Genomic DNA, 25876 nt, shown 5'->3' on the forward strand with positions numbered 1-25876 from the left:
TGATCCTGCCGACTTTCTTGTCCGCGTGTTCTCCGCAGGTGGCTACCTGGCGGGGATCGTCCGGGTATCGAGGAAGAAGGGGAACGGCTCATCTGAGGTCAGCACCTCGCCGCTCTTGGCGACGGCGTGCTCCACGTAGTGCTCGCCGTCGAGGCGGAACAGTCGCAACCCCGGCTGGCCACGCTCCCGCTCTACCGATCCGCGCGGCTGCGTAGAGCTGCATCTTCACAGGCCGGTCGGCCGCCGCGTTTGCCAGGCGAGACGACCTCGCCGATCAAGCGACCTCCGCGGCTTCGACGACCACACCCTCGTCGTCGATGTCGGCGACGACGAGATTGGGGATGGCGATCCGGCCCGGCCAGCCGCACGTTGACGGCCTCGAAAACCCTGAGCCCCAACGGCAGCCGCTGCCGGATCCACAGCATTGGTCAGCCGGCGAGCGAGGTGCCGGTGCCGCTTGCTCGGTGCCGGGCTCACAGCAGGCTCCCATCGAGCAGTTCGATCCGGTCCATGGTCTCGCCGAGCGCGAAGTAGTCGTCTTCGCTCCACGGACCGACGTGGTCGACGACCTGAACGCTCATCGGCCTACACCTCCCGGAATCCGAAACCACTCCACGCGTGTCTGAGCCCAGCGAGCCTGAGGCCGCTGTGTCGCCCGCGAGCGCCGACACCAGAACGACAGTGGCGGGTAGAGGATTCGAACCTCTGTAGCTTTCGCGACGGATTTACAGAGCGAGCGTGGAACTGGCCGTGAGCTGCGGTTTGACGCAGCCAGGCCGCCATCTTCTCCGCGTATCTCCGGGCCTGCACCGCTCAGCGGACGAGTGAACGGGTGTCCAACTTGAACGGAAACGGGCGCTCAGAGGTCAGGACCTCGCCCTGCTTGGCCACGGCGCGCTCAACGTAGTGCCGGCCGTCGAGTTCGTTGAGGCGCAGGGTGAGCGAGTTGACCGGCTCGTGTTCGATCAGGAGATACCAGCCGATGCCGGCCGCTGCGTAGAGGTCCATCTTGAGGACCCGATCCATGGCGGCGTTGCTTGGCGAGACGATCTCGCTGATCAGCGGTAGCCGCGAGGCGTCGACGATTACCCCTTCTTGGTCCACGTCGACCACGGCGATGTCGGGGATCGCGATGCGGCCGGTGTGCAACCGGACGTTGATCGCCTCATAGACGACCAACCCGGCAGACGTTGCGGCCTCGTCGAGCGCGTTGGCGATGCGGCGGGAGAGGCGCTGGTGACTCCTGCTCCGCGCCGGGCTCACGACAAGGCTCCCATCGATCAACTCGATCCGGTCCGTCGTCTCGCCCAGCGCCAGGTACTCGTCCTCGCTCCACGGGCCGACGTGGCCGACGACCTGCACGGTCACGTCTGACACCTCCTGGGGAGCCGGACCAAAACGCGCTACATCGCGCTGCAACTCGCTACGCCGAGCCTAGCCAGCCCTGGGCGGTCGTGTCGCCCTCGACGCAGACACCCAAAAGTCATAACTCCGGCGGGGCGGGTCGATCGTAGGCCAGTGACGCACTAACGAGATCGGCCTCCGACCAGAGTAAGTCCAGGTCAGAGGCCTTGGGTACTGCGTGTGGCGGGTAGAGGATTCGAACCTCTGTAGCTTTCGCGACGGATTTACAGTCCGCTCCCATTGGCCGCTCGGGCAACCCGCCGGGTTTGCACCGGACGCCCTGCGTCCGGCAGCCACGCAAGGATAGCGGTATGACCCCGGCCCCGCGCAAACGGGTACCCTCGGCCGAGCCCATCTTGGCTGGGCCCATACGGGGAACGGGCACCGGGCGCGCATGATGGGCCGGTAGGCACATCGCCGCTCGGCGAGCGCAGCGGCCACGGCAACAAGCCAGGGCACAGCGGCCACGGCAACAAGCCACGGCGACAAGCTGAGGCGACAAGCCAAAGCGCAGCGGCCACGCGTTGCGGCGCAACCGCCAGGGCCGCGCGACACGCACAACTGCCAGGGCGCGAACCCCGGCACGAAGACCGGATCCACAACACGTACAGGAGCGCGAAACATGGCGTCCGCACCCTCGTTCGACATCGTCAGCAAGGTCGACCGGCAGGAGGTCGACAACGCGGTTCAGCAGACCGCCAAGGAGCTTTCGCAGCGGTTCGACTTCCGCGGCACGGGAGCGGAGATCAAGTGGGCCGGCGAGGAAGGGCTCACGTTGCAGGCCGAGACCGAGGACCGGGTTCTGGCCGCGCTCGAGGTCTTCAAGGAGAAGCTGATCAAGCGGCAGATCTCACTGAAGGCGCTCGATGCGGGGGAACCGCGGGCCTCGGGCAAGGTGCATCGGCTCGACTGCAAGATTATCCAGGGCATCGAATCGGACAAGGCGAAAGCTATCAGCAAGAAGATCCGCGATGAGGGGCCTAAAGGTGTCCAGGCTCAGATTCAAGGGGACCAGCTGCGCGTCACCGGCAAGAAGCGGGACGACCTGCAGGCGGTGATCGCCATGCTCAAGCAGGAGGACTTCGGCGTCGCCCTGCAGTTCACCAACTACCGGTAACAGATCTTGGGGCCTGGCCAACGGTGGCGGCCAGGCCCCAAAATACGGGCGTGCCCATCGACCTCACCAAACTGACCGCCACCGCGCCCGGCCTCGTCAACCTGTACAAGACCGCGCGGGTCAGCCTCGACAAGCACCGGCTGGGCGGCGAGCGGGCCGCCGTGTACCTCGTGATCGACCACTCGCGGTCGATGAACCGCTACTTCAAGGACGGCTCGGTGCAGGCGCTGGCCGAGCGCGTGCTCGCCCTCGCCGCGCACTTCGACGACGACGGCACCGTCCCCGTGATCTTCTTCGACACCACGGCCCGCCCGGCGGTGGAGATCGAGCTGACCAACTACACCGGCTCGATCGACCGCATCAAGGCCACCGCCGGCGCCATGGGTGCCACCGATTACGCCGCCGCCATGCGGGCAGTGATCGACCATCACCGGGGACGCGGCCCGGCCTTTGTCGTGTTCCAGACCGACGGCGCGCCCACCTCGAAGCGGGAGACCACCGAGGTCCTCTGCGCGGCCGCGAAGCTGCCCATCTTCTGGCAGTTCATCGGCTTCGGCGACGACGAGTTCGCCTACCTGCGCCGCCTCGACGACCTGCCGGTGCCGGCCAAGCGGGTCGTCGACAACGCCGGGTTCTTCCCGGCCGGGCCGGAGCCGAAGGCGGTTCCGGACGACGTCCTCTATGACAATCTGATGTCGGAGTTTCCGTCGTGGTTGGCCGCCGCGCGGGCGGCGGGGATCGTCAGGAGCTGAAGGCGACCGCGTCGAAGACGAGTTGGGGCGCGAAGCCCAGCGCCAGCGCGACCAGTCCCACCAGGGCGAGCCCCGCGGCAACGGCCCAGTGGGTGCGTGGCCACCTCGCGTCCGGCTCGGGGGCGGCGAACAGGGCGGCACCGGCCCGGACGTAGTAGGCCAGGCCCACCACGGCGTTGATCGCCACGACCACGGCCAGCCACGTCGCGTTGCTGTCGACCAGCGATCGCACCACGGCGACCTTCGCGAACAGGCCGGCGATGCCCGGCGGGAGGCCGGCGAGACCGGCCAGCGCGAGCACCAGCACCGCCGATCGCCACGGCGCGCCCCGGCCCGCCCCGGCGAAGTCGCCCAACGACCCGCCGTCACCGTCGAAGGATCGGAGGGCGATCACGGCGCCGAACGCGGCCAGCTCCAGGGCCACGAAGAACACCGCATAGGTCAGGGCGGTCGCCCCGCCGTCGGGCACGGCCAGGGCCGCCAGGATGTACCCGGCCTGCGCGATCGACGACCAGGCCAGCAAGCGGACCATCCGGCGCTGTCGCAGCGCCACCAGGTTGCCGACCGTCATCGTCAGCAGCGAGAGGACCACGACCGCCGCCACCGCCACGTCGCGCTCCGGCTCGACGGCCTGCACCACGTACACCAGGGCGACCAGGCCGCCGAGCTTCGAGGCCGTCGACAGGTACGCGGCCACCGGCAGGGGTGCGCCGTCGTACGTGGCCGGCGCCCAGGCGTGCAGCGGTACCGCCGCGACCTTGAACGCCAGGCCGGTCAGCAGCACCACGATCCCGACGAGGGCCAGTGGCCGCAGGAGCGACGGAACCGCATCCAGGCCGGCGGCGACAGCGGAGAAGTGGACGGCGCCGGTCGCCGAGTACAGGAGCGCCGCGCCGAGGAGCGAGATCGCGGTCGACACCACGCTGACGACCAGGAACGTCACCGCTGCGTCGGCCGAGGGCAGGGTGCGGCGCAGGCCGACCAGCACGTACAGCGGCAGCGTCAGCGTCTCCAGGGCCACGATCAGCGTGATCAGGTCGCCGGCGCCGGCCAGCACCACACCGCCGGTCATCGAGCAGGCCAGCAGGAAGCAGTACTCCCCCATCGGCGCGCGCACGGTGGCCGAGAACGCCACAACGGCGAAGGTCAACAGCGCGAAGACGCCCATCAGCACGGCCGAGCGCGGCGACACCACGTACGAGCACCCGGTGGAGCAGAAAGCGGACCGGGTGGACCCGGTCGCGAGCCAGAACGCACCGACAGCGGTACCGAGAGCGCCGACGGCGGCCACCGCCATCGACACCGGCCGCCGGGCGAGCACGACGTCGGCCAGCAGGACGAGGACGGCGGTGCCGGCCGCCAGGTAGGCGGGGATCAGCGCCACATGGTCAATTGACACCGGCCACCACCAGAAGCAGGTCGCGCACGGGCTTGGCCGCCGGGGTCAGCGCCAGGGCCGGTACGAGTCCGAGGGCGATCGTCAGCAGCACCAGGGGCGCCCACGAAACCATCTCGGACCGCTGCAACCCGGGCATGGTGCGAACCGATGAGCCATGGGAAACGGACCGCAACAATCGCAGGAAATAGGCCGCCGCCAGCGCGGCGCCGAGAGCGGCGAGCACCGCCGCGGCCGTCCAGCCCCGTTCGATCGCCGCGACCACCGCGAACGCCTCCCCCCAGAAGCCGGCCAGCCCGGGCAGCCCGAGCGACGCGATCGCGGCGAACCCGAGCAGCCCGGCCAGCCCCGGCGCGGTCTCCCGCAGCCCGCCCAGCCGGCCGAGGTCGCCCGTGTGCGCGCGGTCCTTGATCGCACCGGCGAGGAAGAACAGCAGGCCGGTGATCACGCCGTGGGCCAGGTTCCCGATCAGCGCCGCCTGGAAGCCGGTGGTGGTCAGCGTCGCGATGCCGAGCAGCACGAAGCCCATGTGCCCGACGGACGAGTACGCGATCAGCCGCTTCAACTCGGTCTGCGCCAGACACACGAGCCCACCGACGATGATCGCCGCGACGGCGAGAACGGCCACGCCGGGCGACGCCCAGGCGATACCGTCCGGCGTGACGCCGACGCCGATCCGCAGCAGCCCGTACGTGCCCATCTTCAGCAGCACGCCGGCCAGGATCACCGAGCCCACGGTGGGCGCCTCGGTGTGCGCGTCGGGAAGCCACGTGTGCAGCGGCCACAGCGGACTCTTCACCGCGAAGCCGATCAGCAGCAGCACGAAGGCGACCCGCGAGGTACCGGAACCGAGGCGGTAGGAGGTCAACGCGACCAGGTCGGCGGTGCCGGCCGCCGTCACCACGGTGACCAGCCCGACCAGCAGGATCACCGATCCGAACAGCGTGTACAGCACGAACTTGCGCGCCGCCGCCCGCCGCGCGGGCCCGCCCCAGCCGGCGATCAGCGCGTACATCGGCAGCAGCACGAGTTCGAAGAACACGAAGAACAGGATCAGGTCGAGGGCCAGGAACACGCCGATGATCCCGACCTCGATCACCAGCAGCAGCGCGACCAGCTGCCGGCCGTCGCGGTCGTGCGGCACGTGCCACAGCGTGTAGAGGCAGCACAGGAACGTCAGCAGCGCGGTGAGCACCACCAGCGGGTACGACACCCCGTCGACGCCCAGGTGGAACCGCAGCGACAGCGCCGGCACCCACGGCAGGTCGATCTCGTGCCACGGGTTCAGCCCGAAACCGGTGCCGACGGCACGGTCGATCGGCAGCAGCGCCGCGGCCACCAGCGCGAGGAACGCCGCCACCGCACCGGCCAGCCGCCCGAGGAGGAGAGCGGCGAGCGCGCCGAGGGCGGGCAGCGCGAGCGTCGCGATCAGGAGCCAGGTCATCGCGTCCACTCCAGTACCGCCGCCACCAGTCCGAGGAGTACCGCTCCGGCCAGCGCCGCGCCGGCCGCCCGCGGCACGCTGGCCCGGTGCATCAGCGCCAGCAACCCGCCGGCCCGCACCGCCGTCGCGCCGGAGCCGTTGACCGCGCCGTCGACCACGGCCTCGTCGCCCCGCTTCACCCACCGCGCGAGCGCCAGCACCGGCCGCGTCACCAGCGCGTCCTGCACGGCGTCCAGGTAGAAGGCCGCCGCGAGTGTGTCGCGCGCCGGCAGAAGATCCGCGGGGTCGGCCCTGGCGCCGGCGTCGCCTGGACTGAGGAGCGCAGGGAGCGGAGCGACTGGAGCGACGAGGGAAGGCGGCGCCTCCGAGGCGCCGGGGCCCGCGCCCGCGGAGGCGGGCGCATTAGGCACAGCGTCAGTTCGGCGCCACATCAGCGCCGCCAGGCCCGCGCCGGCAAGGGCAAGAAGCAACGGGACCGCGAGAGCGGCGCCGAAGTGGCCGACCTCCTCGGTTCCCGGGCCCAGGCGGTCGACGAACCCGTCGCTCAGCGCGGCGAACCCGAGCAGGGTGGCCGGCACGGCCAGCAACAGCACCGGCCAGCGCATCGCGCCCGGTGGCTCGTGCGCGTTCCGGGCCGCGTCGGTGCGGGGCGCGCCGAGGAAGACCCGCAGCCACAGCCGGGCCGCGTACCAGCCGGTCAGCAGGACGGTGACCGCGCCCGCGCCGTACACCAGCCAGCCGGCGCCACCGCCCTCGTGCGCGGCCGACGCGAGCACCGCCTCCTTGCTGAAGAAGCCCGAGAACGGGGGCAGCCCGGCGAGCGCGGCGAGGCCCGCCGTGGTGGCCAGGAACGTCGCCGGCATCGTTCCGCGCAGCCCGCCGGTGACCGCGATCAGGTTGCTGCCGACCGCGTGGATCACCGCGCCGGCGGCGAGGAACAGCAGCGCCTTGAACGCGGCGTGGGTGAACAGGTGGAACAGGGCCGTGCCGGGCGCGTGGACGGCGAGCGCGCCGGTCATGTAGCCGAGCTGGCTCACCGTCGACCAGGCGAGCACCCGCTTGATGTCGGTCTGTGCCAGGGCGGCCAGCGCGCCGAGCAGCATCGTGATCGCCGCCATCACGGCGAGCACCGTCAGCGCGGTGTCCGAGCCCTCGAACAGCGGGAACAGCTGGGCCACCACGTACACGCCGGCGGCCACCATCGTCGCCGCGTGGATCAGCGCCGAGATCGGGGTGGGGCCGGCCATCGCGTCGGGGAGCCAGGTGTGCAGCGGGAACTGGGCGCTCTTGCCGGCCACGCCGGCGAGCAGCAGCAGGGTCGCCAGGGTCAGGTCTCGCGGGTGGTAGTCGTGGGCGAGCACGACGTCGATGCGGAAGCTGCCGGCGTGGTAGCCGAGCACCGCGATCCCGAGCAGGAACCCGACATCGCCCACGCGGGTGACGAGGAACGCCTTCACCGCGGCGCCGGGCGCCTCCGGCAGCCGTCGGTCGTGCGCGATGAGCAGGTACGAGCAGATGCCCATGACCTCCCAGCCGATGAGCAGCTGGATCAGGTCGGGCGCCACGACCACGGTCATCATCGCGGCGGTGAACAGCGAGACCTGGGCGGCGTAGGGGGCGTAGCGGTCGTCGTCGTGGAGGTAGGCGACCGAGTAGACCTGCACGGCCAGCGCCACCACGCCGACGGTGACCGCCATCAGCGTCGCCGGCCCGTTGACGCGTACGCCGAAGTCGACCGACAGACCCGCGAAATCGGCCGCTCTGTACGCGTCCACGAAAGGGTTTTCGAACCGGACGGCGAGCCCGATGGCCGCGACCAACGACACGGACGCCGCGCCGATCGCGAGCGCGGCGGCCGCGCGCCGCGAGCGCAGCAGGAACCCGACGAACGCCGCGAGCAGGGGCGCGAGCGGCGCGGCGGCGGCAAGTACCGTCACGCGCTGACCTCTTCTTCCAGCGGCACCTCGTCGACGGCCACGGACTTGCGCAGGCGGTAGAGCTGCAGCACCACCGCGAGGCCGACGCCGATCTCGGCCGCGGCCAGCACGATCACGAACAGCGCGAACACCTGGCCACTGTGCGGCAGCACCGCCTGCACCGTGACGTCGGCGGTGACGAACACCAGGTTGACGCCGTTGAGCAGCAGCTCGACGGCCATCAGCACGAGGATCGCGTTGCGGCGGGCGAGCACGCCGTAGACGCCCAGGCCGATGAGGAGACTCGCGATGAGGTAGGGAATCGTGGCGTGCATCAACGCTTCCCGATGTCTGGGCGGCTGACGACGATCGCACCGACCAGCGCCGCCAGCAGGAGCACGCCCACCACCTCGAACGGCAGCACCCACGAGGTGAAGACCTGCGCGCCCAGCCGCTCGGCGGTGCCGGTGGCCGGTGACGCCACCTCCGTCCACCGGTAGGCCGACGCGAACAGCGCGGCCAGGCCGAGGCCGGCGCCGCCACCGATCAGGATGCCGGGCCAGCGGACCCGGTCGAGGTCGGTGCTGGCGCCGATCGGTGCCCGGGTGAGCATGACGGCGAACAGCAGGAGGACGACCACCGCGCCGACATACAGGAGGATCTGGACCCAGGCGAGGAGCTCGGCTCCCAGCACCAGGTAGCAGCCGGCCACCGCAGCGAGCGTGACCACCAGCCAGAGACCCGCCCGGACCAGGTGTTTCGTGGTGACGACCAGCACGCCGGAGCCGACGGCCACCGCGCCCAGCGCGACGAGCAGCAGGTCGGCCGCCGTCACTTCACGACCCGCTGTTCTTCCTTGGACGGTTCGCCGTTCGGGTCGTGCGCCGGCGGGGGCGGGATGGTCTCCGCCCACTCGTCGAGCCGCTCCTTCTCGTGCATGAGGTCGCGGATGTCGTACTCGGCGTACTCGAACTCCGGCGTCCAGAACAGGGCGTCGAACGGGCACGCCTCGATGCAGATGCCGCAGTACATGCACAGCGAGAAGTCGATCGCGAACCGGTCGAGCACGTTGCGCTGGCGGGACCGGGCCGCGCCGGGGACCTGCACCTCCTCCTTGTGGGAGTCGATGTAGATGCACCAGTCGGGACATTCCCGGGCGCACAGCATGCACACCGTGCAGTTCTCCTCGACCAGCGCGATCACCCCCCGCGAGCGGGGCGGCAGGTCCGGCTGAACGTCGGGGTACTGCCTGGTGTGTGACCGACGGGTCATCGTCTTCAGCGTGACGGCCAAGCCCTTGACAAGCCCACTGCCCGGCAACGAGTCCACGAGCTACATCCTGCTACATCCGCATGGTTGGGGTGTACCGCTACCTTCGGCGGCGTGGACGTCCTGAAGTTGATCTTCACGATCAGCGCGGGGTGCGGGGGGCTCTTCCTGATCGTGGTCCCGATCGGGGCCGCCGTCGCGCTGTCCGACGACCTTCGCAGCCGGTTGCTGCGCCGGGTGCCCGCGTGGACGGTGGTCGACCTGCTGAGCGTCAAGGCGCGGCCGCGGCGGGTGGCGGTGCGCGGCTCGACCGTGGCGGGAGATTCCGTCGTGACGGCGCCGGCGACCGGCACGCCGTGCCTGTGGTTCCGGCTGACGGTGCTCCGGGTCGACAAGGTCACCACCGACAGCGGACACCGGTGGGACGAGACGGTGGTCTGGTCACAACTCTCCGGCCACACGGTGTGGTTCCACGACGGCACGGCCCGGGTGCCGGTCGAGGTGCCGCTGCTGGAGCGGGCGCTGGACGGGAAGGGCGGTCTCGTCGAGCGGTCCCTCCGGACCCGGGTCGAGGACGGCTTTCTCCGGCTCGTGCCGCCGTCGGTGCTGCGGCGCAACCGCAACACGACGGAGATCGTGCTGGTCGAGGAGCTGGTGCGGGACGACGTCACGGCGACGCTGTTCGTCCGCCCCGTCCACCGCGACGGGCAACTCGTGCTGACCGGGGGCCGCGGGTACCGCGTCGGCGTCACCGACCTGACCCACGCCGAGGTCGTCGACCGCTACTCCGGCGAGGCGCGCGAGGGCTGGTGGACCGTGCGGTTCCTGCTGATCCTCGGGGGCGCCTTCTACCTGTGCGGCATGGCCGGGGCGCTGCTGATCAGATGACCACCTTGACGCCCACGGTGAGGACCAGTTGGAGCAGCGCCACCGGCACGAGGACCAGCCAGCACAGGCGTTGCAGCTGGTCCTCGCGGAGCCGGGGGTAGGCGACCCGCAGCCAGATGACCACGAACGACACCGCCGCCACCTTGACCAGCGTCCACAGCCAGCCGAGTTCGGCGTTCAGGAACGGGCCCTTCCAGCCGCCCAGGAACAGCACCGTGGTGAGCGCGGCGATCACCACGATGCCGACATACTCGGCCAGCAGGAAGAACGCGAACCGCAGGCCGGTGTACTCGGTCATGTAGCCGAAGACGAGTTCGGAGTCGGCGATCGGCATGTCGAACGGCGGCCGTCTGATCTCGGCCAGGCCCGCGATGAAGAAGACGGCCAGGGCCGGCGCCTGCCACAGCAGCCACCACGGGCGCCACGCGTCGACGATGCCGGGCAGACTCAGCGTGCCGGCGGCCATCGCGACGCTCGCGGCGGCCAGGACGAAGGGGAGTTCGTAGCCCAGGAGCTGGGCGGCCGCTCTCAATCCGCCGAGGAGGGCGTACTTGTTCGCGGACGCCCACGCGGCCATCAGCACCGCGACGACCCCGACGCCGACCACGGCAAGCACGAAGAACAGCCCGATGTCGAGCGGCTGGGCGACCAGGCCGCTCGGCCCGAGCGGGATCACCAGCAGCACCACCAGGTACGGCACCAACGAGATCACCGGTGCCAGCCGGAACACCTGCCGGTCGGCGTCGCGGGGGGTGATGTCCTCCTTCTGCACGAACTTCACGCCGTCGGCGATCAGTTGCGCCCAGCCGTGGAACGCACCGGCGTACATCGGGCCGAGCCGGCCCTGCATGTGCGCCATCACCTTGTGCTCGGTCTGGCCGACGAGCAGCGGCAGCGTCAGGAACGCGCCCACCACGGCGAGCACCCGGATCGCGAGCTCCAGCCAGATCGGCATGTCACTCACCGTCCGTCGGGGCCGTGCCGGGAGGCGGGGCCGGGGATTCGCCGGGAGGCGGTGCCGCGGCCCCGCCTGGAGGCGGCGGGGTTGCGGCCGGCGGCGGCGCGGCCGCGGCTGGTGGCGGGGTCCGGGGGGTCCGCGGTGGGCGGGCCGGGCGGTCGGCGGCGGGCCGTCTCGGGCGGTCCTCCTCGGGCTCCGGGGACGCGCCCGCGTTCGGCCCCCATTCGCGGGGATCGGGGACGCCCATCGGGCGCATCGGCTGCCGCTTCGCCGGACCGCCGTGGCTGCTCTCGCCCGGCTCCTTCGCGCCCGGCCACGGCTTGGCCACCCGGGTGGCGAGCACGAACTCCTTGCGCAGCGGGTGGCCCTCGAACTCCTCGGGCAACAGCAAGGGACGGTCGTCGCCGGGGTCGGTGAACGTGATGCCGAACATCTCACGCGTTTCGCGCTCGTGCCAGGCCGCGCCGGGGTACAGGTCGACGATGGACGGCGCGAGCGGCGCCGCCCGGTCGGTGAGCCGGGTGCGGATGAGCAGCCCGTGCCGCCTGGTCGTGGACCAGACGTGGATGACGAGGTCGAAGCCGCCGTCGCCCTCGTCGACGGCGCTCAGCCAGTCGAAGAAGTCGAGGCCGAGTTCGGGGTCGTCGCGGCCGGCCTGAACGGCGGCCCGCCACCGGCCGAGGGGCACGTCGACGGTGGCCCGGGCGAACGGGCCACCGCCGGACACGGTCGGCGCCGGTGATTCGTCCACCAGCGCCGCGAGCCTTGCCCCGATCTCCTCCGGCGTCATTCCGGCATCGTACTTACAGGCCCGGCAGTTTCCCGTTGCGGAACAGGTCGACGAACGTCTGGTGGTCTTCGCGGGCCTGCGCACCGTAGGCGTGGGCGAAGTCGACGAGCATGCGCCGGAAGCCCGGCTCGTCCTTGTCGACGGCCGCGACGATCGCCTCCTCCGTGGAGTAGTCGACCAGCCCGTGTGCCGACTCGTCGTCGGCGACCGAGTGCATGCGGGCGGTGGCCCGGCCCAGGTCACGGACCACCTTCTCGAGTTCGTCGGGCTCGTTGACCCCCGACCAGTCGAGGTCGGCCGCGTACGGCGAGACCTCGGCGACGATCTGGCCGACGCCGTCGAGCTCGGTGTAGCCCACCCACGGGTCGGCATGCGCCTGCAGCGCCTGCTGCGACTCGCACGTGCGGTGACCCTGGTGCTTGAAGTAGGCCTTGACCTTCTCGTCGGTGATCCAGCGGGAGACGGCCGGCACCTGCGCCTGCTTCATGTAGACGATGATGTCGTTCTCCAGCGCCTGGGTGTGCCCCTCGAGCAGCAGGTTGTACGACGGAAGGCCGGCCGAGCCGATGCCGACGCCCTTGCGCAGCACCACGTCTTTCACGTTGAACTCGTGCGGCCGGTTGAGCCGGGCCGGCGGCAGCGTGGTGAGGTACTCCTCGAACGCCGCGCAGACCTTCGCCCTCGTCTTGTCGTCGATTTCGTGAACGCCGTCGCGCATCGTGAAGCGCCGCTCGTAGTCCTCGACCTTCGTCTGCTCGGAGAGCATCTCGATGCGGGTGTTGAGGCGGGCCTCCTGCAGCACCTCGTGGATCACACCCTCGGTGTTGTCGAGCGTGAGCGAGCCGATCGCGTCGTCGCCGCGGGCGGCGACCGCCCGCACCTCCCGCAGGTAGGCGTCGGTGTAGACGCCGACCAGGTCGCCGATGGTCTCGTCGCTCAGCGCCTTGGCGAACCCGACGAGCGCGATGCTGGCGGCGAACCGCTTGAGGTCCCAGGTGAACGGGCCGACGTAGGCCTCGTCGAAATCGTTGACGTTGAACACGAGGATGCCCTCGGAGTTCATGTACGTACCGAAGTTCTCGGCGTGCAGATCGCCGTGGATCCAGACCCGGCTGGTGCGTTCGTCGAGGAACGGGTCCTTCTCGTTCGTGACGTCGGCGTAGAAGAGGCACGCGCTGCCACGGTAGAACGCGAACGCGGAGCCGGCCATTTTACGGAACTTGCGCCGGAATGCCGAGGGGTCTCGGGCCATTAACTCGCCGAATTCACTCGATAGGACGTCTTTAATGTGGTCGGCGCGAGATTTTTCCGTCACGGTTTTCGCCTCCTGTTGTCGGCCATACGGTAACCGACCAGTGCTTATGTGTGTCGTCCACCGCCAGGTCCACGGATCATGAGCAAAACCCGAACTTGCCCCAGCACGTTCCCAGACGTCTTGAATTTTGCCAGGCTCGATGGCACAAGATCCGACCAAGGGGAGGCACCATGAGTGTTGTGACGGCCGACGATGCAGACGTACACCGCGGCTCCCCTCCGAAGAGGGGGGAGTGGACGGTTGACGACCTTGCACGCACACCGGAAGACGGGGTTCGGCGCGAGCTCTTCAACGGGGAACTGATCGTGAGCCCGGCACCGATCCTCCTTCACCAGCGGGCGGCCCTGGCGATCCGCGATGCACTACAAGCCGCCTGCCCGCCCGACCTGGAGGTCTTCGTCGCACCTGTCGACTACGAGATTGCCTTGGACACGTCATTTCAGCCGGACGTGGTGGTGCTGCGGCGCGCCGACATCGACATCCTCGACGGAGTGGTGCGAAAACCGGCCGTCGTGGTGGTGGAAGTCCTGTCGAAGAGCACCCGAAAGTTTGATCTGGAGGACAAGCCGAAGGCATACGGGAACAGCGGCGTGGAGCGCCACTGGACCTTCGACCCGTTGACGGCTCATTTCGTGGCGCGGCGATGGCTCGGCGCCAAGTACGCGGAGGTGGCCGAGGCAAGGGGCGAGCAGCGGATCCGGCTCGACGAGCCGTACCCCGTCGAGATCTGTCCGGCGGAGATCATCAATGGATAACGCCTTCGTGCACGGGCCGTCGCTACTGCACCAGTACGCGGTACGGAACCTGGTGGTCGCTCTGATGAAGCACTGCCCACGTAGCCTCGAAGTGTTGCCCGGTCCGCTGGTACTGCCGCCGTTCCAGGCTCAGATAGCTCAGCCCGACGTGGTCGTCGTAAAGCGGGCGAGCCTGCCAGCGGGCGATGGACCACTCGCCACACCACCAGTACTGGTCGCCGAAGTGATCGACGATGACAGCCGCGCATGGGAACGGCAGTTCACACCGATGCTCTACGCAAAGAACGGCATCGAGCACTTCTGGCACTTCGACCTGGAGAGTTCGGAGTTCGTCGCCTACCGGATGAACGGGAACGCCGCAGAGTACAAGAAAGTCGTCACCGCCCGGAACGATGAACGGGTCGGATTCGACGCTCCCGTGCTGGTGGAGATCTGCCCGGCACGCTTGCGGTTCAAGGCTTGATCAGCGGAGCCTGCAACGACAACGGGTCCGGGCGGTGGACGCCGCCCGGGCCGCTCTGCTCGCCGGCGATCTTCTCCTGCAACCGCAGGATGCCGTGCAGCAGCGCCTCGGGGCGGGGCGGGCAGCCGGGCACGTACACGTCGACCGGGATCAACTGGTCGACGCCCTTCGTGACCGAGTACGAATCCCAGTACGGGCCGCCGGAGTTCGAGCAGGCACCGAACGAGATGACGTACTTGGGCTCGGGCATCTGGTCGTAGAGGCGCTTGATCGCCGGGGCCATCTTGTCGGTGACGGTGCCCGACACGACCATCAGGTCGGCCTGCCGCGGGCCGTGCGCGAACGGGATGACGCCCATCCGCATGAAGTCGTGCCGGCCCATCGACGTGGCGATGAACTCGATCGCGCAGCACGCCAACCCGAAGTTGAACACCCACAGCGAGTACCGCCGGCCCCAGTTCAGGACGAACTTGATCGGGTCACCGAGCACGCTCATGGGCTCACCCTAACGCTGAAGGAGATCGAGCACCGCTACCAGGAGCTTCTCCCGCACCGGGATCGGTGCTGCGTCGAGCACGGCGTTGATCGTCGCCATGCCGTTCGTGGGGCTGCCCGCGGTGAGGTCGAGGCCGACCGCGGCGGCGAGTTCGGCGACGACGTCGGGCGTCAGCGTGGCCGGGTCGAGCGTGTCCAGCCCCTCGAACGGTGCCACCGCGGGACCCTTCCGGCGGGCCGCGTCGACGGCGGCCACCAGCGCGTCGGCGAACTCCGGGACGTGCGGTTCCACCGCCGCCGTCACGGTGAGGTGGGCGGTGCGGCCGAGCCCGCCGAACGACATCTGCGGCTGGATGTGCCAGCCGGCCGCGGCGAGCTCGTCGGCCACCACGAACACGTCCACAGCAGGGTCGTCGGAGCGGAACGCGACCACCGGTGATTCCGGCGTCACCAGCAATGAGAGCCCGTCCACCGCCGAGACCGCCGACGCGAGGCCCCGCGTCGCGGCCAGCGCCTGAGCGGCGAGGGAGCGGTAGCCGTTCCGGCCGAGGCGCTGCAGAACCGCCCAGGCCGCCGCGATCGGGCCGCCCGCCCGGGTGGACGCGACCGTGGCGTTCACCAGCCCGTACCCGGGCCAGCCGGCGTAACCGAAGTACTGCGGCTCCCGAAGTGCCGCCGTCCGGTGCAGCAGTACCGACACGCCCTTCGGGCAGTACGCGTACTTGTGCAGGTCGACCGACACCGACGTGACGCCGGGAACGGAGAAGTCGAACGGCTCGCCGGCCACGCCCAGGTCGCGCCAGAACGGCAGGATCCACCCGCCGAAGCAGGCGTCGACGTGGCACCGCACGCCGCGCTCTTCCGCAAGCGCGGCGATCGCGGGCACCGGGTCGACCACGCCGTGCGGATACGCCGGCGCCGACGCCACCACCAGCACGGTGTCGGGTCCGATCGCGGCGTCCATGTCGGCGGGTGAAACGCGGAGCGTCGTCGGTGCGATGTCGACAACGTCGAGCGCCACCCGCAGGTAGGCGCCCGCCTTCGCGAACGCGGGATGTGCCGACGACGGCAGCACCATCCGCGGCGACGCCACGTCGGGCCGGGCGTCCCGGGCCGCCTTCACCGCCAGCAGCACCGACTCGGTGCCACCCGACGTGAGGCTGCCGACCCCGCCACCGAGCAGACCCGCCGCGGCCGCCACGATGTCGTTCTCCATCCGCAGCAGCGAGGGGAACGCCGTCGGGTCGAGGCCGTTCGTCGACGCCGCCAGGCCGTGCGCCTTCAGCGCAAGATCATCAAGGCCGGGGACGGCCGGGTCGTACACGTAGGCGAACAGCTTCCCGCCGTGGGTGGGCAGATCGCGGGACCGCAGTGCGGCCACCTCGGCCAGGATCTCGTCCACGGCCCGGCCGCGCTCCGGGAGACTCATGCGCGCACCACCGATTCCAGTCGTTCCTCAGTGAGGTCGTAACCGCGCAGCAGCACCAGCGCCCCGGCCACCAGCACCGCCGGCAGCACCGTGAAGCCGAGCAGTACGCCCAGGCGGGCCGACGAAGACTGCGCGATCGACCCTTCCGTATTCGATACGTACCCGAACACCGCCAGCACCAGCGCGTACAGCCCCGGACCGACGGCCAGCCCGAGCGTCTCCCCCGCCGTCCACAGCCCGGTGAACACGCCCGCCTGCCGCCGGCCGGTGCGGGCGGCGTCGTAGGCGATGCAGTCCGGCAGCATCGCGAGCCCGAACACCTGCTGGCCGGCGTACCCGACGCCGATCACGGCCGTCACCAGATAGACGACGACCACCGGGACCACCGTCGCGGCCAGCAGCACGGCGGCGCCGCCCGCGAACAGCAGCGACGCGATCCAGTAGCCGCGCAGCTTGCCCGAGCGCTGCCCGACCCGCTTCCACAGCGGCATCACCAGCAGGGCCGGGCCGACGAAGCAGGCGAACAGCACGGTCGGGCCGGTCTCCTCGTCCTTCAGCACGTGCGTCGCGAAGTACTGCACCCCGGCGAGCATCGTCGCGATCCCGGCCGCCTGTACGACAAAGCAGATCAGGAGACCGCGAAAAGCCTTGTTGGACGCGGCGACGCGCAGTTGGGCGCGCAGCGACGGTTCGCTCTCGCCCGCCATCCGGTTTTCCGCCCCGGCCGTGCCGAAGTACACGCCGAGCACGCCGATCACGATGATCACGGCGACGAACACGCCCATGAGCCGGTGCCCGGCGATCCCGTCGCCGCCGGCGTTCACCACGACCGGCGCCACCGCGCCCGACACCAGGATCGCCACGGCGAGCACCGCCACCCGCCAGGTCATCAGGCGGGTCCGCTCGGTGTAGCTGTCGGTCAGTTCGGCCGGCATCGCCACGTAGGGAACCTGGAAGAACGCGAACGCGGTCGCGGTGGCGAGGAAGGCGAGGGCCACGTACAGGGCCGCCGGGACGCCCGAGCGGAACGGCCCGGCGAAGATCGCCGCGAACAGGACGGCCAGCGTCAGCCCGCCGCCGAGCAGGAACGGCCGCCGCGTTCCGGCCCGGTCGGAGATGCGCCCGACGATCGGGTTGAACAGCACGTCCCAGGCCTTCGGCGCCAGCACGAGCACGCCGGCGAGCGCCGCCGCGATGCCCAGCGTGTCGGTGAGGTACGGCAGGAGCAGCAGCCCCGGCACGGTTCCGAACGCGCCGGTGGCCAGCGAACCCAGCGAATAGCCGGCCGGTACGCGAACGGGTAACGCAATGTCGCTCATGGTGGAGCGGATGTTAATCCTCGGGCCACCAGAGCGCGACCTTGAGATTGACGCGGTCGCCGCGCAGCGGGGTGCCCTCGTTCCGCAGGCGGCGCAGCGCCTCCTGCTCGTGGCCGGGCACCACCCGTCCGGACGCGTTCACGACGCGGTGCCACGGCACCGGCCCGCCGTAGTGCGACATCACCGCACCGACCTGCCGCGGGCCGCCCGCACCGACGTACTCGGCGATCGCGCCGTACGTCATGACGCGGCCGGGCGGGATCCGCTCCACGACGGACAGGACCGTCTCCGCAAAGTCCTCGTTCACAGGAGCACCAGATCATCCCGGTGCACCACTTCCCGCCCGTACCCCGGGCCCAGGTCGGCGGTCTGCCGGCCCAGCAGCCCGGGCAGTTCGACGGCGTCGTAGTTGACCAGGCCGCGCGCCACCGGGTGGCCGGCCGGATCGACCAGGTCGACCGGATCCCCGGCCGCGAACCGCCCGTCGACCGACACGATGCCGGCCGGCAGCAGCGACGCGCGCCGGTCGACCACCGCGCGGACGGCGCCGGCATCGAGCGTCAGGCGGCCGCGCGGCGCTGTTGCGTGGGCCAGCCAGAACAGCCGCGCGGCCGGCCGGGCCCGGATCTGGTGGAAGAGCGTGCCGACCTCCGCGCCGCTCAGGGCCGCGGCGGCCTGCGGCGCCGAGGTCAGCACCACGGGGACGCCCGAGTAGGCGGCGATCCGGGCCGCCTCGATCTTGGTGACCATGCCGCCCGTGCCGATACCCGACCGGGTCTTGCCGATGCTGATCCCGGCGAGGTCCGCGAAATCCTTGACCTCCGACAGCCGCTCGGCGCCCGGCTTGCTGGGATCGCCGGTGTACAGGCCGTCCACATCGGACAGCAGCACCAGCAGGTCGGCCCGCACCAGCGCGGCCACCAGCGCCGCCAGCCGGTCGTTGTCGCCGAACCGGATCTCCTCGGTGGCGACCGTGTCGTTCTCGTTCACGATCGGCAGGGCACCGAGGTCGAGCAGCTTCTGCAGCGTCCGGTAGGCGTTGCGGTAGTGGGCGCGCCGGGTCACGTCGTCGACCGTCAGCAGCACCTGGCCGACGACGCGGCTGTACCGGCCGAACGACTCGGTGTACGCGCGCATCAGCAGGCCCTGGCCGACGCTCGCGGCCGCCTGCTGGGTGGCCAGATCACGCGGCCGGCGGGGCAGGCCGAGCGGCGCCAGGCCGGCCGCGATCGCACCCGACGACACCAGCACCGTCTCGGCATCGGCTGCCGCGATCGCGTCGACGAGCGCGTCGACGCGGGCCGGGTCGAGACCGCCGGCCGGCGTCGTCAACGACGACGATCCGACCTTGACCACGATCCGGCGTGCCGTGGTGACCTGTGCCCGCACGGAAGCCATTCTCGTCTGCGGCCGGCTACCCGCCCACGCCGGTTCCCACTGGGTGATCGGGACCTACGTCACTGGAAGGCGCGGATCGCGGTGAGCGTGGTGTGCACGTCGAACGCGGGGCCGTCGTCGCTCGCCCAGGCGCCGTCGTGGCGCTGGGTGTTGGTGAGGCGCTGACGGGCGGACTGCAACAGCCAGTCCTCCGCGTTCATGCCGACCCGGCGCAGCGACGCGGCAAGCGACGCGGTGTCGGCCGGCGACATGTCGGGCACCCGCTCGGCGAGGATCACCTGGATCTGCGCCGACTCGTAGTACGAGCCGAGGTGGAACAGCAGGGCGCAGCCCAGCCAGCCCGCGGCCAGGTACGACGGCCACGCGCCGTTCTGGTTCAGCGTCGACTTGAACGCCTCGCCGGCCATCGCCACCTGCTGGTGGTACTCCGGCTGCTGGTCGTAGGCCGGCGGCGGCGGTGCCGAGACGGCTAGCCAGTACGCGGCGTTCACGGTCTGGTAGACGGTTGCCTCCGGATCGCCGGGCATCGCCCACGGCGGGGCGACCGCGGCGAGCGACTCGTCTTCCTGCCAGTAGCCCTCGGGATACTGGCACCGGGCGAGCCAGGCGATGGCCGCCCGGGCCACCGGCCGGTGCATTGCGTTGAGGTCAGCCAGTTCACTCAGCCGGAAGCAGGTGGCGTCGACCGACGGGACGGCCGAGCTCGACAGGGCCGGAAACCCCCCGTCGGGCAGATCGCCGAACTCGGCCTTCTCCAGTACTTCGACATTGGGCGTGGTGCCGGACCGCAGGAAGCTCAGACGGGCGCGGTCGACCGAATCGCCGTGCGCCACGACGTACCCGATGGCGGCATCAAGGTCAGCCATGGCGGCAACGCTAGCCGAGCCGGCCGCGCCTCACCTGTCACTTAACTAACATCAGTAAATCGGGAGCGACGGGTCGATCTGCTTGACCCAGCCCACGACGCCGCCCTGAACGTGCACCGCGTCCTTGAATCCGGCGTTCTTCACCGCGGCCAGCGCCTCGGCCGACCGGACGCCGGACTTGCAGTACAGCACCAGCTGGCGGTCCTGCGGCAGGTCGGCGAGCGCCGACCCGTTGAGGATGTCGCCCTTCGGGATCAGCTTCGAGCCGGGGATCGCGACGATCTCGTACTCGTTCGGCTCGCGCACGTCGATCAGCTCGATCGACTTGCCGGCGTCGAGCCAGTCCTTCAGCTCGCGCGGGGTGATCGTGGACCCCTGCGCCGCGTCGGCCGCCTCGTCGGAGACCGCGCCGCAGAAGTCGTCGTAGTCGATGAGGCCGGTGACCGTCGGGTTCTCGCCGCAGATCGCGCAGTTCGGGTCCTTCCGGACCTTGATCTTGCGGTAGCTCATCTCCAGGGCGTCGTAGACGACGAGCCTGCCGACCAGCGGCTCGCCGATGCCGGTGAGCAGCTTGATCGCCTCGGTGACCTGGATCGACCCGATCGACGCGCACAGCACGCCGAGCACGCCGCCCTCGGCGCACGACGGCACCATGCCGGGCGGCGGGGGCTCCGGGTAGAGGCAGCGGTAGCACGGGCCGTGCTCGGCCCAGAACACGCTGGCCTGCCCGTCGAACCGGTAGATCGAGCCCCACACGTACGGCTTCTTCAGGAACACCGCCGCGTCGTTGACCATGTAGCGGGTCGCGAAGTTGTCGGTGCCGTCGACGATCAGGTCGTACCGGGCGAAGATCTCCATGACGTTGTCGTTGGTCAACGCCTCGTTGTGGATGATCACGTTGACCAGCGGGTTGATCTCGCGGATCGACTCCGCGGCCGACTCGGCCTTCGGCTTACCGATGTCGCTCTGCCCGTGGATGATCTGGCGCTGCAGGTTCGACTCGTCGACCGTGTCGAACTCCACGATGCCGAGCGTGCCGACACCGGCGGCGGCGAGGTACATCAGCGCCGGCGACCCGAGCCCGCCGGCGCCCACACAGAGCACCTTGGCGTTCTTCAGCCGTTTCTGCCCGGCCATTCCCACGTCGGGAATGATCAGGTGACGCGAGTAGCGACGGACCTCGTCGATGGTGAGTTCGGCGGCTGGCTCGACCAGCGGCGGCAACGACATGGTGCCCATTGTGCCTCTTGGTTCCGGCAGGCGGCGGTGACGTTCACTTCACCGCGCGTCCGGAATATCTTTTGCCGTTGATGTAGGGCCAGGCGTTCGCCACGCAGCCGTTCAGGCCATAGGTCTGCTGCTGCATCACCGGCGCCGGGCGGCCCCGGCCCGGGCAGGCCTCGTGGCCGCGCCCGAGTTGGTGACCGACCTCGTGGTTCACCAGGTACCGGCGGTACTCGTCGAGCGGGGCGCCGTAGTTCGGGATGGCGGTCAGCCAGCGGGCCAGGTTCAGCACCACCCGTCCGGGGAGCCGGCAGGACGAGTACCCCTCGGTCTTCAGTCCGCCGGTCGCGCAGATCGCCTCCGACGTCGCCGGGGTCGCCAGCAGCACGGTGAAGTCGGCGTCGTCGTCGCCGGACACCAGCTGCAGGCGCAGGGAGCCGTTCGCGGTCCAGCTGCGCGGGTCGCCGAGCACCGACTCGATGATCATGGCGACGTCCAGCGGCTCCTGCCCGGAGCCGACCTCGACCGTCACCTTGTAGCGGTGCAGCGGCCCGGCCGTGCCGCGAACCGGACCGGTCGCGGACGCCGTTGCGAACCGGCCGGTGCCCGTGCGGGGCACGGTCGCTGCAGCCGTTTTGTCGCCGGGAGAGGCGACGGGCCGGCCGGCGGCCTGCGTCGCCGGTGGCGCTGTTTCGGACGGGGACGGTGGTGCGGTCGGTCGGAGCGTGCCGGGTGCGACCAGGTACGGGTCAACGGGACCGGGGACGCCGTCGGGCGTGAACCCCGAGCCGAACCGGGATCCGATGGCGGCGCCCGCGCCGAGCAGCACCGCCGCGGCGATCGCGAATCGAAGCAGAATCGACCCCATGATGTTCCAGCATGGCTTGCTTTGCCCCTATTTGGGGGTGATTGCCGGCGACCGCTGATCGTCGAGCATGCCCAGGATCGCGCGGGCCACGATCTGCGGACGCTCGATCTGGGCCACGTGACCGGCATCGTCGAGCATGAGCAGGCGGCTGTCCGGGATCACCTTCGCGACCTGGGCCGGCACCCGGGTGTCGACCAGTTGATCGTGGCTGCCGCCGATCACCAGCGTGGGCGCCGTGATCCTCTTCGCGATGCGCCACAGCGACCCCGCGCCGGGCAGGTAGGCGCGCAGGAAGCTGGTGACCAGCCCGCGCAGGCACCCGACGTACGCGGCCGGGTAGTGCGGCACCGAGTACCGCAACTCGATCTCCTTCCGCGCGTCGATCCGGCGCTGCTCCGGCAGCCCCTCGGGGTCGGCGAAACAGGCCTTGACCACCATCGCGAACATGTCGTCGACCGACATCGTCGACATGTGCCGGGCGGCGAGACGGTGCGCGTACGGCAGCAGCACGAACGGCGCGAACCGGCCCTGTGCCGACCGGCGCGGGTCGAGGAACGGCATGGCCGGCGACACCAGCGTGAGCGTGCGGACGAGGTCGGGACGCAGCCCGGCGACCCGCACCGACACCGACCCGCCGAGCGAGTTGCCCACCAGGTGCACCGGGCCCCGATCGGACCACTCGAGATACCGGATCACCCGGTTGGCCAGCGCGGCGATCGTGTACCGGCGGCCGGGGTCGCTCAGCCCGAAGCCGGGCAGGTCGATCGCCTCGCCGTCCCAGCGGTCGGCCATGAAGTGCGCGAGGTCGATCCAGTTGTTGGCCGAGCCGCCCAGTCCGTGGACGTAGAGCGCGGGTTCCGCGGCTTCGCCGCGCGACGGCGTGCGCCGGACGAACGTCTGCGTGCCGTCGATCGTCACCGGGTTGCCCGGCCACGGCTCGGGCAGCGTTTCCGGGACGTTCAACTCCGATTCAGGTGCCAGCAGCGCGCGCTTCACCAATCAACTGTGCACGATGAGGCCTGTCGCGATCTACCTATGGCAGAAGTGCGTCAAGACGACGGTTCGCGGCCGCGAGCGTCGCCCGGACGACGGCCTGCCGCACGTCACCCGCGACGATGGCCGAACCGCTCAACTGCTCCGCGAACCCGCCCGAGACGATGAGCATGACCACCAGGGCGATCTCGCAGTTGCCCAGCGGCACCACGGTGGCGTGCTCGATGTAGCAACGGCCCACCCGGGTACCGCTGTCGGGGTCGGTGAGCAGCGCGTCGAGGGCACCCGCCGTGGCAGTGGCGCACAGCCGCAGGATGTACCCGTCGACGGCCGGGCCGATTTCGTGACCGACCGCACCGGTGCCGCCGGCCGAGAGCCGCACCTGCACCTCGGCGTCGAGGCCATGGCTGTTGACCTCGACCTGCTCCAGCCGCACCCGGCCACCGGAGCCGGCAAACTGGAACGCGGGCGCGGTGGGCAGGCCCAGTTCGGGTGCCGGCTCGCCGGCTTCGGGCGTGTCTTCGTCGTCGTCCTCAGTGTCGTCGTCGGTTGCGGTCGGGTCGCTGAACACCGGGGCCATCGGCATGCCGACCAGGGACTGGTGCTCGTCGGCTTCGGGCTGCGGCGGCTCAGCGACCTCGACGTGCTGGGACGGCCTGGCCTGGCCCGGCCGGATCGCCTCGAGCCAGTCCTCGAAGCTCAGCTCCGGCTCGATGTCGGCGAGCCGGGTACGCAGCGGCCGGCTGTCGGCGGGGCGGCTGCCGCCCGGGCGACTTCCGACCCGCGGAGCGGGCAGCCCGCGCCGGGTCGGCACCGAGGCGACCCGCACGATGTCGGACGAGGTCGGCGGCTCGCCGACGCGGGGCAGACCGGCCAGCCGCGCCGGAACCGGGTCGCTGGTCGGCGTCAACTCCGGCGGCTCCACCAACTCGTCGGAGTCCGCCAACTCGGGCGGCTCTGTGTGCGTCATCTCTGCTTGTGCATCGATGGCCGGGACCTCTTCGACGGCATTGCCCGCGATGGCGCTGTTCTGTTCTGCGGGCATGGCATCGACCTCCTCGGCGGCCGGCGGCCGGGTTGGTTCGGCCGAAACGCCCATCTGTTCCTTCAGCAGGCGGGCGACGGCGCGGCTGACCTCGGCGGGGTCGGCATCATCGGAGAGGTCGAGCCGGAGCGTGTGCCGGCCGTCGATGTTGACGATCTCCGCTTCGCGGACACCGACCACACCCTGAACGGCGTCGATCACAGCGGGGAAGTCGAACCCGTCCCGGCGTTCCTCGCTGACTTCCTCTTCGCGGAGGTAGTCGCGGATCCGGGAAAGATCGGCCGGTGCGTCGACCGGGGCATCGAGGCCGTCGTCGCCGGGGACCGGGGGAACGTCGGGCTCCGCGGGGACGCGCTGGGGCAGGTCGGCGAGTTGGGGGTTGTCGAAGGCGCCCGCGCTGGGGATGGGTGGGGGTGGCGGCGGGAGGGGACTGCTTTCCGGGGCGGCCTGCCAACCCACGGAGGGTGAGGTGCCGGCGGACCAGGCCTCGTCGGACCACGGTCCGCTGGCCCATCGGGGATCCGGCGCGGGCGAGACGGGCGGGATCAGCGGAGCCGGCACGAAGGACTGCGGGATCAGCGGGGCGGGGACGATCGGCTGGTCCTCGGCGGGTTGTTCCTGGGACTCCGGGTCCCCCGGTTGTGCGGTCTGTTGGGGTTCCGGCTGGGCCGGTGCTGCCTCGTCGTGCCGGTTGGACGCGGCCGGCGGTGCGCTGGTCGGCCGGGCCGGCGGCGAACTGATCGGCCGGGCGGGCGGTGAACTGGTCGGCCGGACGGATCGCGCGGACCGGCCGAAGCGCGGGGGGTCGATGGTCGCGCCGTGGCTGCCGCTGTTGCGGTGCATCGGCCGAAACTGGGTGGGCTGTTCCGCACTGGTCGGCGTCGACGGCTCGTCGGGCGCCGCCCGCCGGGATGTCGGCGGGTCGCCCCGGTACGACGTTTCGCCCGCGCCGAAGGCGGTGGTCGGCTCCCCGGGCATCGCCCGGTACGACGTCTCGCCCGCACCGAAGGCGGTGGTCGGGTCGCCGGGCATCGCCCGGTACGAGGCGGACGGATCAGCGGGGCCGCCGAAGGCGGTCGTCGGCTCGGCCGGCGTCGCGCGGTACGGCGGTGGCGGTTCGGCTGGCGTCGCGCGGTACGGCGGTGGTGGTTCGGCCGACTGCCAGGGCGGTGGCTGCGCGGCCGGGCCGCCGAAGGTGGTGGTCGGGTCGGCCGGCGGTTGCTGGTAGGCCTGGCCCGGTTGCTGGTAGGCCTGGCCGGTTTGCTGGTGAGGGTGGCCGGGTTGCTGGAAGGGCTCACCCGGTTGCTGGAAGGGCTGCACCGGGCCGCCGAAGGTGGGGGTGTTCGGCGGCGGCCGGTAAGCGGTGGTCGGGTCGGCGTGGTTGCCGAATGCGGCGTTCGGGTCGGCCGGCGTCGGCGGATGATACTGGGCGGCCGGCTGTTGCGGGGCGTAGGGATCCACCGGGGCCGGGTATTGAGCGGCGGGTTGCTGCGGGATGGCGGCCGGCTGTTGCGGGATGTACGGGTCCGCCGGCGGCGGGAAATGGCCGGCGGGGGTGTACGGGTCCGCCGGCGTCGGGTACTGCGCGGCGGGATCGAGGGGTGGCGGCGTCGCGAAGGGGATCCGCGGCGGCATCGGAGGGGCGGCGCCGGCTTGCGGGGTCGGCGAGCCGGCCGGTTGGCCGCTCACCGGCGGCGCGAAATCGGGCGTCGCCCCGAACGGCGGAACGGAATTGGGGGTCCCGAACGGCGGCGCGGCCCCCGACGACTGCG

The 25876-nt window shown here is 70.7% G+C and carries 23 protein-coding genes, 1 tRNA gene and 3 pseudogenes; 5 read left to right on the forward strand and 22 right to left on the reverse strand.

Annotation, left to right across the window (positions count from 1 at the left end):
- Positions 1–42: 42 nt before the first annotated feature.
- The 3 genes from Vau01_RS64850 to Vau01_RS47040 all read right to left on the reverse strand — a co-directional run bounded on the left by Vau01_RS64850 (position 43) and on the right by Vau01_RS47040 (position 1666).
- Positions 43–168, reverse strand: coding sequence for a hypothetical protein (locus tag Vau01_RS64850; protein ID WP_275424029.1), 126 nt, complete (start codon positions 166–168; stop codon positions 43–45).
- 645 nt (positions 169–813) lie between these two features.
- Complete coding sequence (locus tag Vau01_RS47035) at positions 814–1368, reverse strand: Uma2 family endonuclease (protein ID WP_204007175.1); 555 nt, start codon at positions 1366–1368, stop codon at positions 814–816.
- Between the two features lie 217 nt (positions 1369–1585).
- Positions 1586–1666: transfer RNA gene (locus tag Vau01_RS47040), tRNA-Tyr, on the reverse strand.
- 360 nt (positions 1667–2026) lie between these two features.
- Between Vau01_RS47040 and Vau01_RS47045 the strand changes: the two genes are divergently transcribed.
- Together Vau01_RS47045 and Vau01_RS47050 are read left to right on the forward strand one after the other, a co-directional pair.
- Positions 2027–2521 (forward strand): YajQ family cyclic di-GMP-binding protein, encoded by a 495-nt coding sequence (locus tag Vau01_RS47045; protein WP_204007177.1) that lies wholly within the window; start codon positions 2027–2029, stop codon positions 2519–2521.
- A 50-nt stretch (positions 2522–2571) separates the two neighbouring features.
- A complete protein-coding gene (locus Vau01_RS47050) occupies positions 2572–3273 on the forward strand; it encodes a VWA domain-containing protein (protein ID WP_204007179.1) in 702 nt (233 codons plus the stop codon).
- Here Vau01_RS47050 and Vau01_RS47055 read toward each other — a convergent pair.
- From Vau01_RS47055 to Vau01_RS47080, 6 genes and pseudogenes are all read right to left on the reverse strand, one after another.
- Positions 3263–4672: an NADH-quinone oxidoreductase subunit N gene (locus Vau01_RS47055; protein WP_204007181.1), complete on the reverse strand. Its 1410-nt coding sequence runs from the start codon at positions 4670–4672 to the stop codon at positions 3263–3265. The genes Vau01_RS47050 and Vau01_RS47055 overlap by 11 nt on opposite strands.
- Positions 4662–6113 (reverse strand): complex I subunit 4 family protein, encoded by a 1452-nt coding sequence (locus Vau01_RS47060; protein ID WP_204007183.1) that lies wholly within the window; start codon positions 6111–6113, stop codon positions 4662–4664. Before Vau01_RS47060 ends, Vau01_RS47055 begins: the two co-directional genes overlap by 11 nt.
- Positions 6114–6532: 419 nt before the next feature.
- Positions 6533–8050: pseudogene (locus tag Vau01_RS47065) on the reverse strand (NADH-quinone oxidoreductase subunit 5 family protein); the annotation flags it as partial.
- The gene (gene nuoK / locus Vau01_RS47070) at positions 8047–8364 is read right to left on the reverse strand and encodes an NADH-quinone oxidoreductase subunit NuoK (RefSeq protein ID WP_204007187.1); all 318 of its coding nucleotides are present in this window, start codon (positions 8362–8364) and stop codon (positions 8047–8049) included. The pseudogene Vau01_RS47065 and the gene nuoK, both read right to left, overlap by 4 nt.
- 5 nt (positions 8365–8369) lie before the next feature.
- Positions 8370–8864 (reverse strand): annotated as a pseudogene (locus Vau01_RS47075) (NADH-quinone oxidoreductase subunit J family protein); the annotation flags it as partial.
- Between the two features lie 14 nt (positions 8865–8878).
- Positions 8879–9358: pseudogene (locus Vau01_RS47080) on the reverse strand (NuoI/complex I 23 kDa subunit family protein); the annotation flags it as partial.
- Between the two features lie 54 nt (positions 9359–9412).
- Between Vau01_RS47080 and Vau01_RS47085 the strand changes: the two are divergent.
- The gene (locus Vau01_RS47085) at positions 9413–10186 is read left to right on the forward strand and encodes a hypothetical protein (RefSeq protein ID WP_204007193.1); all 774 of its coding nucleotides are present in this window, start codon (positions 9413–9415) and stop codon (positions 10184–10186) included.
- Here the strand turns inward: Vau01_RS47085 and nuoH are convergent.
- Genes nuoH through Vau01_RS47100 form a run of 3 tightly spaced genes read right to left on the reverse strand, consistent with a single transcriptional unit; the run spans position 10179 to position 13249 of the window.
- Positions 10179–11141, reverse strand: coding sequence for an NADH-quinone oxidoreductase subunit NuoH (nuoH, locus tag Vau01_RS47090; protein ID WP_204007195.1), 963 nt, complete (start codon positions 11139–11141; stop codon positions 10179–10181). The genes Vau01_RS47085 and nuoH overlap by 8 nt on opposite strands.
- 1 nt (position 11142) lies before the next feature.
- Positions 11143–11934, reverse strand: a complete 792-nt coding sequence (locus Vau01_RS47095; RefSeq protein WP_204007197.1) for an NADH-quinone oxidoreductase subunit C — start codon at positions 11932–11934, stop codon at positions 11143–11145.
- A gap of 13 nt (positions 11935–11947) precedes the next feature.
- A complete protein-coding gene (locus tag Vau01_RS47100) occupies positions 11948–13249 on the reverse strand; it encodes a DUF2252 domain-containing protein (protein WP_239152445.1) in 1302 nt (433 codons plus the stop codon).
- A gap of 170 nt (positions 13250–13419) precedes the next feature.
- Here Vau01_RS47100 and Vau01_RS47105 point away from each other — a divergent pair, with 170 nt between their 5' ends.
- Positions 13420–14004, forward strand: coding sequence for a Uma2 family endonuclease (locus Vau01_RS47105; RefSeq protein ID WP_204007201.1), 585 nt, complete (start codon positions 13420–13422; stop codon positions 14002–14004).
- A complete protein-coding gene (locus Vau01_RS47110) occupies positions 13997–14467 on the forward strand; it encodes a Uma2 family endonuclease (protein ID WP_204007203.1) in 471 nt (156 codons plus the stop codon). The genes Vau01_RS47105 and Vau01_RS47110 overlap by 8 nt, the downstream gene beginning before the upstream one ends.
- Here Vau01_RS47110 and Vau01_RS47115 read toward each other — a convergent pair.
- The 10 genes from Vau01_RS47115 to Vau01_RS47160 form a co-directional block, all read right to left on the reverse strand.
- Positions 14457–14963 (reverse strand): NADH-quinone oxidoreductase subunit B, encoded by a 507-nt coding sequence (locus Vau01_RS47115; RefSeq protein WP_204007205.1) that lies wholly within the window; start codon positions 14961–14963, stop codon positions 14457–14459. The two genes, Vau01_RS47110 and Vau01_RS47115, sit on opposite strands and share 11 nt — an antisense overlap.
- A gap of 9 nt (positions 14964–14972) precedes the next feature.
- On the reverse strand, positions 14973–16391 hold the full coding sequence (locus tag Vau01_RS47120) for a pyridoxal phosphate-dependent decarboxylase family protein (RefSeq protein ID WP_204007207.1): 1419 nt from the start codon (positions 16389–16391) through the stop codon (positions 14973–14975).
- Complete coding sequence (locus Vau01_RS47125; RefSeq protein WP_204007209.1) at positions 16388–17710, reverse strand: MFS transporter; 1323 nt, start codon at positions 17708–17710, stop codon at positions 16388–16390. Before Vau01_RS47125 ends, Vau01_RS47120 begins: the two co-directional genes overlap by 4 nt.
- A 13-nt stretch (positions 17711–17723) precedes the next feature.
- Complete coding sequence (locus tag Vau01_RS47130; RefSeq protein WP_239152481.1) at positions 17724–17954, reverse strand: MGMT family protein; 231 nt, start codon at positions 17952–17954, stop codon at positions 17724–17726.
- Between the two features lie 59 nt (positions 17955–18013).
- A complete protein-coding gene (gene proB / locus Vau01_RS47135; protein ID WP_204007213.1) occupies positions 18014–19099 on the reverse strand; it encodes a glutamate 5-kinase in 1086 nt (361 codons plus the stop codon).
- A 68-nt stretch (positions 19100–19167) separates the two neighbouring features.
- Positions 19168–19974: a prenyltransferase/squalene oxidase repeat-containing protein gene (locus Vau01_RS47140; protein WP_204007215.1), complete on the reverse strand. Its 807-nt coding sequence runs from the start codon at positions 19972–19974 to the stop codon at positions 19168–19170.
- Positions 19975–20025: 51 nt separating this feature from the next.
- Positions 20026–21213: an adenylyltransferase/sulfurtransferase MoeZ gene (moeZ, locus tag Vau01_RS47145; RefSeq protein WP_239152447.1), complete on the reverse strand. Its 1188-nt coding sequence runs from the start codon at positions 21211–21213 to the stop codon at positions 20026–20028.
- Between the two features lie 34 nt (positions 21214–21247).
- Complete coding sequence (locus Vau01_RS47150; protein WP_204007219.1) at positions 21248–22066, reverse strand: DUF3152 domain-containing protein; 819 nt, start codon at positions 22064–22066, stop codon at positions 21248–21250.
- A 27-nt stretch (positions 22067–22093) separates the two neighbouring features.
- Positions 22094–23062: an alpha/beta fold hydrolase gene (locus Vau01_RS47155; protein WP_204007221.1), complete on the reverse strand. Its 969-nt coding sequence runs from the start codon at positions 23060–23062 to the stop codon at positions 22094–22096.
- Between the two features lie 37 nt (positions 23063–23099).
- On the reverse strand, positions 23100–25793 hold the full coding sequence (locus Vau01_RS47160; RefSeq protein WP_204007223.1) for a hypothetical protein: 2694 nt from the start codon (positions 25791–25793) through the stop codon (positions 23100–23102).
- Positions 25794–25876: the final 83 nt, after the last annotated feature.

Origin of the sequence: Virgisporangium aurantiacum, assembly GCF_016863635.1 — a bacterium.
GTDB classification, from domain to species: domain Bacteria; phylum Actinomycetota; class Actinomycetes; order Mycobacteriales; family Micromonosporaceae; genus Virgisporangium; species Virgisporangium aurantiacum.